Here is a 14164-nt window from a genome sequence, read left to right as displayed (position 1 = left end):
CTAAGGAGACCCAACATGGGCATTCTCGATTTTCTCACTGGCGAATTTATTGACGTCATTCATTGGACAGACGACACGCGCGACACGATGGTGTGGCGGTTTGAACGTGAAGACCACGAAATCAAATACGGCGCCAAGCTGACAGTCCGTGAAGGTCAGGCGGCTGTGTTCGTGCATGAGGGCCAGCTGGCAGATGTGTTCACGCCAGGTTTGTACATGCTTGAAACCAACAACATGCCGATCATGACGACGCTTCAGCACTGGGACCACGGGTTCAAATCCCCGTTCAAATCGGAAATCTACTACGTCAACACGACGCGGTTTAACGACCTTAAGTGGGGCACGAAAAACCCGATCATGCTGCGCGACCCAGAATTCGGCCCAACCCGTATCCGCGCGTTCGGCACTTATTCGGTTAAGGTCACAGATCCGGCCACGTTCCTGCGCGAAATCGTTGGCACGGACGGCGAATTCACGATGGACGAAATCAGCTTCCAGATCCGCAACATCATCGTTCAGGCCTTCACCCGCACGATTGCGGCGTCGGGTATTCCGGTCCTCGATATGGCGGCGAACACCGCCGATCTTGGCAAGCTCATTGCGGGTGCAATTTCCGAAACGGTTGCCGCTTATGGCCTTAGCATTCCAGAATTGTACATTGAAAACATAAGCCTACCACCTGCTGTTGAAGCTGCATTGGACACGCGCACATCCCGCGGCCTGACGGGTGATCTGAACGCCCACATGAAATACGCAGCCGCAGAAGCCTTGCGCAGCGGCGGCGAAGCGTCCGGCGCAATGGGTGCTGGTCTGGGTGCTGGCATGGGCATGGCTATGGCTGGCCAACTGGCGAACCCTTGGATCAACGGCAGTGGCATCAACACCGGCGGCGCAAGCACCTCTGCGCAAACACCTCCGCCGCCACCAGTCGAGCACGTCTGGCACATCGCAGACGGCAAAGACACCAAAGGTCCATTTTCAAAGGCCGCACTCGGACGCATGGTTTCTGAAGGCGAATTGACCCGCGACACCTATGTCTGGACGCAAGGCCAAGACGGCTGGAAGACCGCTGATGAGGTCGACGAGTTGGCGCAACTGTTCACAGTCGCACCTCCTCCGCCTCCAGGCGCGTAAACCGCAACCATTCTCAAAGGGGTTTTAGATATGACCACGCGCACAGGATACTCACGCACGCAAATTGTCCTTCACTGGCTAACGGCGATTGCCGTCTTGGTCGCGTGGTTTACCCATGAGGGAATGGAAGAAGTTGCGAAAGCAGCATGGCGAGCCAATGAAGGTCCGTTTCCAACCATTCACACGATCGCGGGCGCTTTGGCGATGATCATGATCATTGTACGGATTGTACTACGCCACCGCCGTGGCGCTCCAGAACCCGAAGGCACCGAGATGGGGAAACTGGCCGCGACTTGGGGTCATCGCCTTATCTATGCGCTAGTCATCATTGTACCGCTTTTAGGCGCCGCCACATGGTTCGGGGGCTTCCGCAATCTGTCGGGCTTTCATGAATTCACGGCAAAGGCATTGATGTTGGCAGCACTGGGTCACGCGGCAATGGCCATCTGGCACCAATTCGGCAAGAAGGACGGTACTTTGATGCGCATGCTGCGCCCTGAATGACCGTCACCATCCAATTATAAAGCGTCCCAATGTCTGACACGTATCTGGAAGATCAACCGCGACCTGCCGACGAACACCGCTTTCCTTGCGATCAATGCGGCGCGGACTTGCGGTTTGATCCGGGCGAGAACCGCCTGATCTGCGATCATTGCGGCAATACCGAAGCGATCGGCGATGGGCTGTGGCGTGGCGGATCGTTGCAGGAACTCGATTTCCGAAATGCTGTTTCTGGCGACATGCCGGAAGAAGAAATCGAAGAAACCCGCGTGGTGTCCTGCCCCAACTGTGGCGCACAAACCGAGTTTGACGAAAGCGTCCATTCCGCCGAATGCCCGTTCTGCGCAACGCCCGTTGTCACGGATACAGGCCTGCATCGGCACATCAAACCCAAAGGGCTGTTGCCCTTTGCACTGGATGAACGCGCCGCACGCGCAAAGATGACAAACTGGCTGGGCAGCCTCTGGTTTGCCCCCAACGGGCTGAAGGAATACGCCCGAAAGGGGCGCACTTTGTCGGGAATCTATGTCCCCTACTGGACCTTCGATGCCGACACGAAATCCAAATACGCAGGCCAACGCGGGACTCACTACTACGAAACCAAAACCGTTATGCGTGATGGTAAGCGCCAACAGGTTCGCGTGCGCAAAACACGCTGGCGGCGCGTAACGGGCCGTGTCGCACGGTTCTTTGATGATGTTTTGGTGCTTGGCTCCAAATCCCTGCCCAAGAAATACACGGACGCGCTGGAACCTTGGGATCTGTCCGCGATGGAACCCTATCAACCTGAATACCTCGCTGGTTTTCGCGCTGAGGGGTATTCAATCGAGTTGGAAGATGCTTTCAAAGAGGCCCGCCACTACATGGACCGCGTCATCCACCGCGATGTGAAATTCGACATCGGTGGCGACGCGCAGCAAGTCTCAAGCGTGGACACTCAGATCGGCACCCTGACGTTCAAACATGTGCTACTGCCTGTCTGGATGGCTGCGTATAAATATCGCGGGCGCACGTATCGCTTTGTGGTGAATGGGCGCACAGGCCGTGTCCAAGGCGAGCGTCCCTTTTCAGCCATCAAGATCGCGATTGCGGTCTTCTTTGGCCTGATTATCGCTGGATGCATCGGATTTGTTATCGCTAACAGTCAGTGATAAAAGCGCCGCGAAACGGAAGGACACGTTATGATTCTGGCCTGTGGTGAAGCCCTGATTGATATGTTGCCGCGCAAAAGCGCCGAGGGCGAAGACTGCTTTGCACCCTACCCCGGTGGTGCGGTGTTCAACACGGCAATTGGACTGGGACGGCTGGGCGTTGACGCGCAGTTTTTCTGCGGCATGTCGGCGGATTTCCTGGGTGACATCCTGCGCGGCGCGCTTGATGACAGCGGCGTGGATCACACCCCATCCCCGCGCATGGTTGCGCCTTGCACGGTTGCGTTTGTCAAACTCGTGGATGGTCAGGCGACCTACGCGTTCTATGACGAAAACTCGGCCATGCGTTCATTGACTGCCGCGCCAGAGACCGAAGCCAACGCCTTGTTCTTTGGCGGTATTTCTTTGGTCGGCAACGGCTGCGGTGACGTCTACGAAGCCTTGATGCTGCGTGAATCCCCACGCCGTGTAACCATGATCGACCCCAACATTCGCCCGTCCTTCATCAAAGACGTCGGCGCCTATCGCGGCCGAATTGATCGGATGATGGCCGCCGCAGATATCATCAAACTCAGCGACGAAGACCTGCACTGGCTGGAAGGCGAAGGCGACTTGGCTGAGCTTGCTCGCGGGCTTGTCGCCAAAGGCGCCAAGCTGGTGTGTATCACGCAGGGCGCTGATGGTGTGACAGGTTACACCGCCAATCACGAAGTGTTCGTTCCGTCTGAACGTGCTGAGGTGGTAGACACCGTCGGCGCTGGCGATACGTTCAATGCCGGCACTTTGGCGGGCTTGGATCGTATGGGCTGCCTCACCAAAAACCGCATCGCAAACCTGACCGAGGATGAGATCCGCGAAGCCTTGCATCTGGGCGTACGCGTAGCGGCTGTCACCGTATCGCGCGCAGGTGCAAACCCGCCCACCGCTGCAGAGCTCGGCCTTTGAGGGCCCTGATCCAGCGGGTTAAATCCGCACAGGTTCACGTGGATGGCGCATTGGTCGGCGAATGCGGCGCCGGTGTTTTGGTGCTGATCTGCGCGATGCAGGGCGACACCGATGACATGCCGGCGAAACTTGCGGCCAAGATTTCCAAGCTGCGGATTTTCAAAGATGACGAAGGCCGGATGAACCGATCCGTCGTCGATATCAGCGGCGAAGCCTTGATTGTGAGCCAGTTCACTTTGGCCGCAGACACATCGCGCGGCAACCGCCCCGGATTTTCCGCCGCAGCCGCCCCGCAAGACGGCGAGCGCCTGTACGAAGCCTTCGCCGCTGAAATGGGCGCGCTCGTGCCAACTCGGACAGGGCAGTTCGGTGCTGATATGGCGGTATCCTTGGTCAACGACGGCCCTGTCACCATCTGGATGGATACCGACGCTTAGACCTTGCGAAGTTGACCAACCGCGCTGGCCGCACAGAAAATTGCCGTTGCAAAACAAATAATTGACGGACCGGCAGGCGTGCCAAACTCACGCGCACCGTAAAGCCCACCAACGGCTGCAACGACGCCGATCAACGTCGCCCAAATCGCCATGCCTTCCGGTCCCCGTGCAATCAAACGCGCGGCAGCCGCAGGAATGATCAGCATCGCGGTAATCAGTAAGGCCCCAACAACCTTGATCGAAACGGCAACCACCGCCGCAATCAACAACGTCAAAAGCATCCGGTCCCGCCGTGGGTTAAGCCCCGACGCATAGGCGAGGTCATTGGAAAGGATTTCCGCCAACAACGCCTGCCAACGCCACGCAAGGACACCGCAAACAGTCGCAGCGCCGCCCCAAATCACCAACAGATCCATCTTAGAGACTACAAGAATGTCCCCGAACAAGTAAGATTCCAGATCGAGACGTGCTGACGGCATCAACGAAACTGCAACAAGCCCGATTGCAAGCGCACCATGGGACAGAACCCCCAGCAATGAATCCGGCGTTGTAGTACTGCCAGACAACGCCCCGACCAGCAGTCCCATCGCAAGTGCAACGATCAGAACCCCAAGCGGAATTGAGACGGAAAACAACAACGCCAAGGCAACACCAAGAATGGCCGCATGGGCCGTGGCGTCTCCGAAATAGGCCATGCGACGCCACACCACAAAACACCCTAACGCGCCGCACGCCAACGCCGTTCCGACTGCCGCGAGGATCGCCCGTACCATGAAGTCGTTTAAAAGGTCGATCATTCGGCCGCCTCATGTTCGTGGTGATGATCATGGGTACAGGCCTGATCGCCCGAATGCGCATGATCATGGTCGTGACGATAAAGCGCAAGCGCACCACCCGTCCCTGTCCCAAACAATTCGCGATAGGCTTCCGTCGCCGTCACGACAGCAGGCGTTCCTTCACAGCAGATATGCCCATTCAGACAAATCACGCGGTCTGTGGCCGACATCACAACATGCAATTCGTGGCTCACCATCAAAACCGCGCAGCCGATCTCGTCGCGCAGTGCTTCGATCAGGCGGTAAAAGTCAGCAGACCCCGGTTGGTCCAACCCTTGCGTGGCCTCGTCCAGCACCAACACCTGCGGGTCATTCAAAATCGCACGTGCCAAAAGAACCCGCTGCAATTGCCCACCAGAAAGCGCCGAAATCTGTTTTTTATCAAGCTCTTGCACACCCGTTCGTGTCAACGCAACACGCACCGCCTTTGCTCCAACATGGCGCGGCAAATTGAGAAAGCGGCGCACCGTCATCGGCAACGTAGGATCAACATGCAGCTTTTGCGGCACGTAGCCCACACGCAGGTTCGGCGCGCGTTTAATCGTGCCACTGCTTGTCGGAATAGCCCCGATCAAGGCCCGCAAAAGCGTAGATTTACCCGACCCGTTTGGTCCGACAATCGTCACGATTTCACCTGCTTCAATCGAAAGCGATACTCCGAAGACAGCGCGCGTAGCGCCGTGGCGGATTTCTATATTTTGAGCGTCAATGAGGGGCATTAGTCGTCCTGACACGCAGGGCAAACGCCAGTGGCCTCAACCACGGTGCGTTCAATTTGAAAACCAGCGGCAGCGGCAGAAGATTTCATCGCATCCTCAGCCTCGCCTTCCGCGACGGTACCACAGCTTTTGCAGATCAAGAACGCCGGGTCGTGGTCTTCGCCCGGGTGAACACAGGCCACAAAGGCATTCAACCGCTCGATGCGATGGGCCAAACCCGCATCCACCAAAAACGTCAGCGCACGGTATGCAACCGGTGGCTTTGACCCAAACCCTTCCGCATCCAGACGCGCCAAAACATCATACGCCCCAAGCGCTTCATGCGCCTCAAGCAGTATCTCTAACGTGCGGCGTCGCACGGGCGTCAGGCGCAAATCGGTCGCTGCACAGGCCGCTTCTGCGGAAGCCAATGCAGAAGCGATACACCGCCCATGGTCATGGGCTGTAAACGGCGCTGTTGAGTTTTTAGGATCGGATATCATCTTTCGCTCTTGTTATGTTATAACATATCAATTATAGAATGCCCTACCTTAAATCACAAGAGATCATTATGCGTATTCTCCTCCCAACTCTTCTCTCCACTTTACCACTCTCCGCCCTGGCCCAAGACCTGAAAATCGTCACAGATATCGCCCCGATTGAAAGCCTTGTTATGCAAGTCGCAGGACCAAATGCAGACGTCACTGCACTGGTTACGCGCGGTGCGTCGCCACACGGTTTTCAATTTTCCTATGACCAAGCTGACGCTGTACAATCCGCAGACCTCGTTGTTTGGGTCGGCCCTGAGCTCGCCCCATGGCTGGATGAAGCGCTCGAAACACTCGCGCCTGAAACGTCCTCGCTTGCATTGCTGGCAACATCGGACTGGCCAGCATTGACTCGCCGCGATCGTGCAGTTTTCGTGCTTGAGGATGATCACGACGGGCATGATGATCATGACGACCATGACGAACACGACGAACACGACGAACACGACGAACACGACGAACACGACGAACACGACGAACACGACGAACACGACGAACACGACGAACACGACGAACACGACGAACACGACGAACACGAAGGCCATGGCCATGGCAAGGTTGGAGATCTCGATCCACATGCTTGGACCGATCCACAGGTTGCTATCGCTTGGGTCGATGATATCGCGGCAGCTCTGTCCGAGGCCGATCCTGAAAACAGCGCGACCTATGCTGCCAACGCTGAGGCAACCATCGCCAACCTGACCGCGCTGGACGAAAGCATTGCGGCTAAACTGGCTGACGTTCCGGCACGCACTCTCATCGCGCCACATGATGCCTACCAGTATTTTGGCAGCCGCTACGACATGCCTGTCAGCGGTTCAATCAGCGTGAGTGATGCGTCGACACCAGGCCCTGATCGTATCGCAGCATTGCAAGAACTGGTCCGCGAAAACGACATCGCCTGCGTTCTCAGCGATCCACAATCACGCGATGAATGGGTTGAACTGGTTCGTGAAGGTACCGATGCGAATACTGCCGTTGCCGATCCACTTGGCGCGGCCTACCCACAAGGCCCGGATCACTACGCTGCAACGCTGAACGGGTTGGCTGATGCTTATCTGACGTGCCTTGGTGGCTAGTCGCTAAAGCGCCTTTGAAAACAGGTGTAGCCGGTGCATCCGGCTGCTCCCTGCCTTTTCGGCTTGGGCAAGGCTCATTGGATTCACATCCGCGATCCACGTATTGCCCACCTCGGTATATCCTGCCGCTTTCGCATTCATCATCACATGGCGCAGGATCACAGGGTTAATCCCTCGCCCCTGCAGTTCCGGCATGATGCCCGCAAAGATAACAATCGCGCGTTTATTGGTCATCCGATGCCGCAAAAAATGCCACGGCGTCGAAATTCCAAGGCGCGACCGGATACGCCACAAGAACGGGTTCATATCCGGCACACAAATTATGCAGCCCGCCGGTTGGCCTTTATGATGCAACACCGCTGAAATGCGCTTATCCATCACCCACTTCATGTCCTTGGCCTGAAAATGGAATTCTTCGGCGCTCACGGGAACGAACATCGGGTTATCCGCAAAGGATGCATTCAATATCAGCCGCGCCTCTTCAATGCGCTGCGAAATCGTCCGTTGGTTGATTGGGGCGAACTCGAAATCTGGATTATCCAGAACCGCCTGCTGTTTCGACCCGATCCCCATGTCAGGCGCGTTCTGCAGACCACGCACTTCCATCGTCGCCATCGGAAAACTCTGCTCAAACCCATTCTCGATCAATAGCCGCGCGATATGGGGCGGGGACCACGTCTGATCAAGGTAAGGCGCGTGCTCAAACCCCTCTGTCACAACGCCAATCTGCTGCATCGCCGTTAGGTTAAAGTTCCCCGCGATCTCGACAAGCCCCCGCGCACGGCACCACGCTTGCGCCGCTTCAAGCAACGCGGCGCCGGCCTCGGCATCATCAGCACAATCAAAATACCCGAAATAGCCAAGCCGCACGCTGTGAACGCGGTTTGACGCACCATGTTCATGCGCCGTAATACGCCCGACAACACCACCATTCCGATGCGCCGTAAAATAGGTCAATGCCCCTTCACCCGCGCCAGACACCAGCGGGTTTCGATCGGACAAGAGCCGCTTCAGGTCACCCTTTAACGGAGACACATAGGGGCTGTTCCGCCCATAGGCCTTGAACGGTGCTTCAAAGAACGCCTTGAAATCTCGCTCTCTTAACTCAACAGACATGGGCGCTCCTGACCAAACACAAGAACACTCTACCGCATTGCCTTTGTTTTATAAATATCCCAGGGGGGAGGCGCCCCGCGCCGGGGGGACTGGTCCCCCGCACCCGCTCGCGAGCGAGGCGCTTAAAAATCCGTAGGCGCGCCACCCTCAGTCTTGCGACGTGCCACGAAATCTTCCAGTTCACTGCGAATGCCCGCATCCATCGGCGGCTCTTCAAAGGTATTGATGATCTCTTTGAATATCCGGTGCGCACGTTGTGCCGTCCATTCCGCGCCCGCAACTTCCCACGCCTCAAAGTTGCGCCAGTCGGATGCAAAGGGCGAATAAAACGCGTTCTCGTAGCGGTCTTGCGTATGCTGGATGCCAAAGAAATGCCCGTCCGATCCGACCTCTTTGATCGCATCAAACGCTATGTCTTCTGGCGCCGTCGCAGTCACCGCTGGCTCCATGTAGCGTTGGATCATCTGCAAGACTTCGCAATCCATCACGAACTTCTCGGGGCTTGCGATAAGCCCACCCTCAAGCCACCCCGCCGCGTGATAAACCATGTTTGTGCCAGACTGCACGGACGCCCAAAGCGCGTTGGTGGTTTCCCACATCGCCTGCCCGTCGGGAACATTGGCCGCGCAAGACCCGCTTGAGCGCAACGGTAGCCCGTAAAACCGCGCCATCTGCCCCGTCATCTGTGTCGCGCGCATATATTCCGGCGTGCCGAATGCGGGCGCGCCCGACTTCATATCGACGTTGGACGTGAACGTTCCAATCACGCAAGGCGTACCCGGGCGGACATATTGAAACAGCGCAATGGCCGATAATGCCTCGGCAATCGACAACGCGACCGCACCCGACATCGTTACCGGCGCCATTGCGCCCGCCAGCGTAAACGGTGTGACAACCACTGCCTGCCCGCGCCGCACGCAACGCAAACATCCGTCAATCATCGGCACATCGTGTTTCAACGGCGAGGTCGAATTAATGTTGGTGTACATCTTCGGTGACGCTTCGAACTCCTCGTCCGACCACCCCCCCGATATCTGTACCATGTTCAACACATCCTCAACGCGCTCTTTGCCTAAGGAATATGCGTGTGACGCCTTATCCGTGATCGTCAGCTTATCAAAAACCACATCCAGATGACGCACCGAGGCATGCACGTCCACAGGTTCCACCGGATAGCCGCCTGCGAAATGAATGCAGTTGAAATGTTGCGTCAAACGCAACAGGTCCGCACACTGTTTGCGGTTGCCACTGACCTTCTTACCGATCTCAAGGTCAAAATAGTTGGGTGGCGATGACACGTTCCCAAACAGGATATGCCCACCCCCAACTGTAATCTTGCGATCCGGATTGCGCGGGGTGATGTCGAACTGCTCGGGTGCGTTGGCAATCATCTCCATGACCCAGTCACGGCCCATTTTGACGTTTGTGCCGTCAACCTTGCAACCCGCCTGCTTGAACAGCGCAATCGCTTCTTCGTTCAGAAACTCGATGCCGATTTCTTCCAAGATACGCATCGCGCCATCATGGATCGCCTGTACGCCATCCCCGTCTAATGGCTCGGTTGGTCGGTCCGTATTTACAGGGACACGCCACGGCATTTGGTTGATGTCAGACGTCTGGCGCTTTGCGGTATTGGCGGCGCGCCCACCGGAGCGGCGACGACGAGGTTTGGCATCATCAGACATCGGAAAATCCTTTGTTGGTCCACTCTAGCCTGACACCCCAACCTTAGTGCGCCTAGCGTTTAGCGACATAATTTGTCGCGAACCAAACTTCTCTGTTCGCTAAAGCCCCAACCATACGGGCAGCTCAGCGATGGAATTCAGGACAATGTCAGCGTGCGGCGAAAGCTCTTCACGCCTTGCCACACCCGTCAAAACTGCGACCGTAACCATCCCCGCCGCACGCCCAGCATGTAAATCGTGGGTACTGTCGCCAACCATCGCGCAGGCGCTTGCATCCAAACTGGTCACTTCACAAAACCCGTGCAATTGCCCCGCCGCTGGTTTGCCCCCATATCCGGAATCCGACCCGACAATGAAATCAAACAACGCTTCGGTACCCGCGGCCGCCAGATGCGCGCGCGCGGGCTCTTCACCATCATTCGTCGCAACACCCAGTTTCAAACCAGCTCTTTTGAGCGCAGTCAAAAACGGCACCAACGGCGTGGTTTCAACTTGGGGCGCCTCAATCGCCGCCGCATTAAACCGCGAAATCAACGCTTCGACGGATGTTTCGGGAACAAAAGGTAATGCCGCTTCGGCGATCTCGCTTACCGTGCTCGCAATCACGATGCTTCCCTCGCGAAACAAGCCTTTCTCAAGATCATAGCCAAGTGCGTCGGCCAATTCGCTTAGGCGATCCGGATCACCTTGCGTTTCGGCGGCAAACACATCACGCGCCCATGCGCCCCAGGTTGCGTTGAAATCAAACAATGTGCCGTCTTTGTCAAAGACCAGCCCTTTTATGTGTGTATTATTCATGTCCAATGTACCACCTGTGCACCCGGCAAGGCATAACGCGCCATTAGAGGTTCTTCATATTTTAGGGTGTTCATATCGCAAAACGCGACCACCCAAACGTCGTCCATCGTTAAGAATTCCAACACCGATCCAAGGAAAGCGGGGTTTTCCGCCTGTGCGCGAATGTCCTCGGCCGCAGCGCCGGATGAGCCAAGAAATAAAGGCAAAAGCTCTTCGTTTGTGGCCAGCCAGCCAAGGGCTAAAATTGCGATATGTTCGGCGCGTTCAGGAATCATTTAGGATAATTACCAACAATGAAAGAGTTTCTTAACCATTAGGGGCCAAATCTAATCAATACGAGACTGGGGTAAAGCTCTGAAGGAAACAAGAATGGCTGGCGAAATTCTTATCATAGACGCCGTTGCGACCAATCGGATCGTTCTGAAAGTCAAACTTTTGGTCGCGCAGTACCGTGTTCGCCTTTGCGAAACCCTCGCCGAGGCGAAGGCCGAAATAGATGCGTCCCTGCCAGACCTTATTTTGCTCGATACCGCTATTGGCAAAGATGCTGTCAGCGCGTTTTGCACCGCTTTGAATGCTGATGAGCGCGCAAGCCTTATCCCGATCATTGCCACTGGGGGGTTCACAACACCAAAAGACCGCGTGGCCGCTTTAGAAGCGGGCGCAGATGACGTTTTATCTAAGCCGTTTGATGACCATATCCTGCAAGCCCGCATCCGAAGTTTGCTGCGCAGTCGTGATGCCCGTCAGGAATTGCGCATGCGCGACGGGACGCGCACGGCCCTTGGGTTTGCGGAAGCATGCAGCGAGTTTACAGCGCCGACACAACTGCTCGTCGCGTCCCTCGATGACACATTGGCGCCGGACCTCGGGTATTTGTCACAGACGTTGGAAAACGTACAGGTCAACACATCTGCACCGGAAAGCATCACGCGTGAGCCCATCAAAAAGTTCCCTATCGACCTTTTCTTGCTAGATTTCCGCGCAGGACTTTCTGACGATAAAGTCTTGTTTCGAATCCTGTCAGAACTTCGCAGCCGCTCTGAAACGCGGCACTCAAGCATTATGGCACTGCTGCCCACAAATGCGCGCCATGCCGCTGCAATGGCGCTGGACCTAGGGGCCAACGATATCGTCTACTCTACAGTCGCCGCGGAAGAAATCAGGCACCGTTGTGCCGTCTTAATCCAAGCAAAACACGAAGCGGACGCCCTGCGCCGCACTGTTGAATCCGGCCTTGAAGCCGCCATTACGGACCCGCTGACAGGGCTGTTTAATCGTCGCTACGCTCTGCCGCATTTGTCACGCCTATCTACAGAAAGCCGCAAGAACGGGCGGCAATTTGCGATCATGGCCCTTGATCTTGATCATTTCAAAACGGTGAATGACACGTATGGCCACGCCGCAGGTGACGAAGTATTGCGACAAACAGCGGCGCGTTTGCAGGGCAACTTACGCGCCGTCGATCTCTTGGCACGTATGGGCGGCGAAGAGTTCCTAGTCGCGATCCCGAACAGTGACGTTGTTCATGCCCGCAAAGCGGCAGAACGGCTTTGCGACTTGATCGGTGGGGCGCCGTTTTACGTTGGCCCCGACCGCCAAGAAGTAAATGTGACCATGTCGGTAGGGGTTTACCTAAGCGACGGAACCGACGCCGGCGAGAAAATCGAAAGCCATGGCGCATTGGTAAATGCAGCCGATGTCGCACTCTACGCTGCCAAAAGCGGCGGGCGTAACAAGGTTAGCCTGTCCGCCGCTTAGTTGCTTTGTCTACGAGACTCCGGCGCGCGACGGGCTTGAGCTTCCAAACGGTCAGCAAATTCAGCGCGTTCTTCCACATCCATATCTTCGATTTGCGATGTAATCGCATCTAGAACGGCATCTTGACCGGACCGAAGTCGCGCACGTTGACGCGCTAGCGCGTCGCGAAACGCAGCTTCGTCAAAAACATCTGCCCGCAACGTCGCCAACAAAACCTGCATGTCTTCACGAATTTCGGCGCGATCCCGGCGCTGAAAAGCCCCGCTATCACGCAACGCATCGCGCACGGCATCACGGCGTTCACCGTCCATAGCACGGGTCAGAGGACCGACAGTCAAATCGATACGATGCGGCCCAGAAGGTCCGCCGCCTTTGATGAACGCGCCAGCTACGACGCCAACCACCAACAAATTCAGGGCAAGTGAAACGACCAGTATGCCGCGCAGCAAACGACCCGTTTTCTGTTGTTTATCTGCCATCTTTACCCCTCCAACCCGGCGAACATATCGCTTTCTAACAGTGGAACCTCAATCGTTGCTCCCCAGAGCCCCGCTGACAAATCTGTCAGCGCAGCAGGTGGCGAGATGCCGATCCACAACCCCGCGACTGTCGCTGTCGCCAAACCGCCGAACGCGGTCCACCCGCCAATTGCTTCGAGGATCATTACACCGATCCCTTGTTTGGGCCGCCTCTTAACCGGGGTGGGCGCTGCCAAAACAGAATCCGCATCCATCATGATCCGGTTCAACGCGTCCTCAGACGGCATCACGTCCGGTGTTCGAGCCTGCGCGAAAGCGGCCTCTAACATCTTGTCATCTGTTGTCATCTTCATACCCCAATTCTTCTTTGCGCCCCGATAGTCTCGCAATAAGGGCACGCTTTCCGCGTGCAATCAGACTTTCAACGGTGCGCACGTTGGTGTCCATAATGTTGGCAATCTCAGGATTGCCGAGTTCTTCTAGGTGGCGCAGAGCAACTGCTTGCGCTTGTCGTTCCGGCAGGTCTGCCAATGCGTCATGCAAAGCCGTCGCGCGGGCTGCGTCTTGCATGTTGTCTGCTGCCGATTGCGCCTCATCTGCGGGCTCTTCTATGGCGTCTAACGCGACGCCCCGGCCCGATTTACGCAAACGATCCGTACAAAGGTTTGCTACAACACGGTAAAGCCAAGTTGTGACCAGTGCGCGGTCAGCATCCCAATCCGGCGCGATCCTCCAAAGCCGCATCATCGCGTCTTGCGTGACGTCTTCGGCTTCTGCGCGGTTCCCGAGCATGCGATACGCCTGCCCCATCAAACGCGGTGTTAACCTGTGGGTTAGCGTCAGCGCTGCATTGCGGTCACCACCCGCAAAGGCAGCAAGCAAATCCGCATCGCTTTGAACTGGAGCCATATTGGTCATCAGTTAATCAGCTACCCACATCATCCTACCCTCGCAAGGGTTTGCGGCGCGATGGTCCATACCCCGCGCCACAGGTTC

General features: G+C 56.5%; 17 protein-coding genes. 7 read left to right on the top strand and 10 right to left on the bottom strand.

Going from position 1 to position 14164, the window contains the following annotated elements; translation table 11 throughout:
* Positions 1–15: 15 nt before the first annotated feature.
* The 5 genes from OCA8868_RS06810 to dtd are packed head-to-tail and all read left to right on the top strand — an operon-like array spanning position 16 to position 4168.
* Positions 16–1134: an SPFH domain-containing protein gene (locus OCA8868_RS06810; RefSeq protein WP_093995819.1), complete on the top strand. Its 1119-nt coding sequence runs from the start codon at positions 16–18 to the stop codon at positions 1132–1134.
* A gap of 30 nt (positions 1135–1164) precedes the next feature.
* The gene (locus OCA8868_RS06805) at positions 1165–1638 is read left to right on the top strand and encodes a cytochrome b (RefSeq protein ID WP_093995818.1); all 474 of its coding nucleotides are present in this window, start codon (positions 1165–1167) and stop codon (positions 1636–1638) included.
* A gap of 29 nt (positions 1639–1667) precedes the next feature.
* Positions 1668–2786: a TFIIB-type zinc finger domain-containing protein gene (locus tag OCA8868_RS06800; RefSeq protein WP_093995817.1), complete on the top strand. Its 1119-nt coding sequence runs from the start codon at positions 1668–1670 to the stop codon at positions 2784–2786.
* Between the two features lie 30 nt (positions 2787–2816).
* Positions 2817–3731: a carbohydrate kinase family protein gene (locus tag OCA8868_RS06795; protein ID WP_093995816.1), complete on the top strand. Its 915-nt coding sequence runs from the start codon at positions 2817–2819 to the stop codon at positions 3729–3731.
* Positions 3728–4168 (top strand): D-aminoacyl-tRNA deacylase, encoded by a 441-nt coding sequence (gene dtd, locus OCA8868_RS06790; protein ID WP_093995815.1) that lies wholly within the window; start codon positions 3728–3730, stop codon positions 4166–4168. Before OCA8868_RS06795 ends, dtd begins: the two co-directional genes overlap by 4 nt.
* Here the strand turns inward: dtd and OCA8868_RS06785 are convergent.
* From OCA8868_RS06785 to OCA8868_RS06775, 3 genes are read right to left on the bottom strand one after another with little or no spacing between them, the layout of a single operon-like run.
* Complete coding sequence (locus tag OCA8868_RS06785; RefSeq protein WP_093995814.1) at positions 4165–4965, bottom strand: metal ABC transporter permease; 801 nt, start codon at positions 4963–4965, stop codon at positions 4165–4167. The two genes, dtd and OCA8868_RS06785, sit on opposite strands and share 4 nt — an antisense overlap.
* Positions 4962–5723: an ATP-binding cassette domain-containing protein gene (locus OCA8868_RS06780; RefSeq protein ID WP_093995813.1), complete on the bottom strand. Its 762-nt coding sequence runs from the start codon at positions 5721–5723 to the stop codon at positions 4962–4964. Before OCA8868_RS06780 ends, OCA8868_RS06785 begins: the two co-directional genes overlap by 4 nt.
* Complete coding sequence (locus OCA8868_RS06775; RefSeq protein ID WP_093995812.1) at positions 5723–6205, bottom strand: Fur family transcriptional regulator; 483 nt, start codon at positions 6203–6205, stop codon at positions 5723–5725. The genes OCA8868_RS06780 and OCA8868_RS06775 overlap by 1 nt, the downstream gene beginning before the upstream one ends.
* Before the next feature lie 68 nt (positions 6206–6273).
* Between OCA8868_RS06775 and OCA8868_RS06770 the strand changes: the two genes are divergently transcribed.
* Positions 6274–7329, top strand: a complete 1056-nt coding sequence (locus OCA8868_RS06770) for a zinc ABC transporter substrate-binding protein (protein ID WP_179214803.1) — start codon at positions 6274–6276, stop codon at positions 7327–7329.
* Between the two features lie 3 nt (positions 7330–7332).
* Here OCA8868_RS06770 and OCA8868_RS06765 read toward each other — a convergent pair whose 3' ends face one another.
* From OCA8868_RS06765 to OCA8868_RS06750, 4 genes are all read right to left on the bottom strand, one after another.
* Positions 7333–8445, bottom strand: a complete 1113-nt coding sequence (locus OCA8868_RS06765; RefSeq protein WP_093995810.1) for a GNAT family N-acetyltransferase — start codon at positions 8443–8445, stop codon at positions 7333–7335.
* A gap of 122 nt (positions 8446–8567) precedes the next feature.
* A complete protein-coding gene (locus tag OCA8868_RS06760) occupies positions 8568–10130 on the bottom strand; it encodes a trimethylamine methyltransferase family protein (protein WP_093995809.1) in 1563 nt (520 codons plus the stop codon).
* 99 nt (positions 10131–10229) lie between these two features.
* The gene (locus OCA8868_RS06755; RefSeq protein WP_093995808.1) at positions 10230–10928 is read right to left on the bottom strand and encodes an HAD family hydrolase; all 699 of its coding nucleotides are present in this window, start codon (positions 10926–10928) and stop codon (positions 10230–10232) included.
* Positions 10925–11203, bottom strand: a complete 279-nt coding sequence (locus OCA8868_RS06750; protein ID WP_093995807.1) for a DUF3572 domain-containing protein — start codon at positions 11201–11203, stop codon at positions 10925–10927. Before OCA8868_RS06750 ends, OCA8868_RS06755 begins: the two co-directional genes overlap by 4 nt.
* Positions 11204–11297: 94 nt before the next feature.
* Here OCA8868_RS06750 and OCA8868_RS06745 point away from each other — a divergent pair, with 94 nt between their 5' ends.
* Positions 11298–12689 carry a diguanylate cyclase gene (locus tag OCA8868_RS06745; RefSeq protein WP_093995806.1) on the top strand — a complete coding sequence of 464 codons (1392 nt, stop codon included), beginning with the start codon at positions 11298–11300 and terminating at the stop codon, positions 12687–12689.
* On the opposite strand, the gene OCA8868_RS06740 is transcribed toward OCA8868_RS06745, so the two are convergent.
* The 3 genes from OCA8868_RS06740 to OCA8868_RS06730 are packed head-to-tail and all read right to left on the bottom strand — an operon-like array spanning position 12686 to position 14086.
* Positions 12686–13168 (bottom strand): periplasmic heavy metal sensor, encoded by a 483-nt coding sequence (locus tag OCA8868_RS06740; protein WP_093995805.1) that lies wholly within the window; start codon positions 13166–13168, stop codon positions 12686–12688. The two genes, OCA8868_RS06745 and OCA8868_RS06740, sit on opposite strands and share 4 nt — an antisense overlap.
* Positions 13169–13170: 2 nt before the next feature.
* Entirely contained in the window at positions 13171–13515 is a 345-nt protein-coding gene (locus tag OCA8868_RS06735; protein ID WP_093996181.1) for a hypothetical protein, read from the bottom strand.
* Positions 13502–14086: a sigma-70 family RNA polymerase sigma factor gene (locus OCA8868_RS06730; protein ID WP_093995804.1), complete on the bottom strand. Its 585-nt coding sequence runs from the start codon at positions 14084–14086 to the stop codon at positions 13502–13504. Before OCA8868_RS06730 ends, OCA8868_RS06735 begins: the two co-directional genes overlap by 14 nt.
* Positions 14087–14164 lie beyond the last annotated feature (78 nt).

This window comes from Octadecabacter ascidiaceicola, assembly GCF_900185015.1.
In the GTDB taxonomy this organism is placed as follows: domain Bacteria; phylum Pseudomonadota; class Alphaproteobacteria; order Rhodobacterales; family Rhodobacteraceae; genus Octadecabacter; species Octadecabacter ascidiaceicola.
Note: the sequence above shows the minus strand (reverse complement) of the source record. Positions and strands in the feature narration are given on the sequence as shown.

Excerpts from the sequence above, each read along its gene's own strand:
- OCA8868_RS06810 (WP_093995819.1), top strand. The coding sequence starts at position 16 with ATGGGCATTCTCGATTTTCTCACTGGCGAATTTATTGACGTCATTCAT.
- OCA8868_RS06805 (WP_093995818.1), top strand. The coding sequence starts at position 1,165 with ATGACCACGCGCACAGGATACTCACGCACGCAAATTGTCCTTCACTGG.
- OCA8868_RS06800 (WP_093995817.1), top strand. The coding sequence starts at position 1,668 with ATGTCTGACACGTATCTGGAAGATCAACCGCGACCTGCCGACGAACAC.
- OCA8868_RS06795 (WP_093995816.1), top strand. The coding sequence starts at position 2,817 with ATGATTCTGGCCTGTGGTGAAGCCCTGATTGATATGTTGCCGCGCAAA.
- OCA8868_RS06785 (WP_093995814.1), bottom strand. The coding sequence starts at position 4,965 with ATGATCGACCTTTTAAACGACTTCATGGTACGGGCGATCCTCGCGGCA.
- OCA8868_RS06780 (WP_093995813.1), bottom strand. The coding sequence starts at position 5,723 with ATGCCCCTCATTGACGCTCAAAATATAGAAATCCGCCACGGCGCTACG.
- OCA8868_RS06775 (WP_093995812.1), bottom strand. The coding sequence starts at position 6,205 with ATGATATCCGATCCTAAAAACTCAACAGCGCCGTTTACAGCCCATGAC.
- OCA8868_RS06770 (WP_179214803.1), top strand. The coding sequence starts at position 6,274 with ATGCGTATTCTCCTCCCAACTCTTCTCTCCACTTTACCACTCTCCGCC.
- OCA8868_RS06765 (WP_093995810.1), bottom strand. The coding sequence starts at position 8,445 with ATGTCTGTTGAGTTAAGAGAGCGAGATTTCAAGGCGTTCTTTGAAGCA.
- OCA8868_RS06760 (WP_093995809.1), bottom strand. The coding sequence starts at position 10,130 with ATGTCTGATGATGCCAAACCTCGTCGTCGCCGCTCCGGTGGGCGCGCC.
- OCA8868_RS06755 (WP_093995808.1), bottom strand. The coding sequence starts at position 10,928 with ATGAATAATACACACATAAAAGGGCTGGTCTTTGACAAAGACGGCACA.
- OCA8868_RS06750 (WP_093995807.1), bottom strand. The coding sequence starts at position 11,203 with ATGATTCCTGAACGCGCCGAACATATCGCAATTTTAGCCCTTGGCTGG.
- OCA8868_RS06745 (WP_093995806.1), top strand. The coding sequence starts at position 11,298 with ATGGCTGGCGAAATTCTTATCATAGACGCCGTTGCGACCAATCGGATC.
- OCA8868_RS06740 (WP_093995805.1), bottom strand. The coding sequence starts at position 13,168 with ATGGCAGATAAACAACAGAAAACGGGTCGTTTGCTGCGCGGCATACTG.
- OCA8868_RS06735 (WP_093996181.1), bottom strand. The coding sequence starts at position 13,515 with ATGACAACAGATGACAAGATGTTAGAGGCCGCTTTCGCGCAGGCTCGA.
- OCA8868_RS06730 (WP_093995804.1), bottom strand. The coding sequence starts at position 14,086 with ATGACCAATATGGCTCCAGTTCAAAGCGATGCGGATTTGCTTGCTGCC.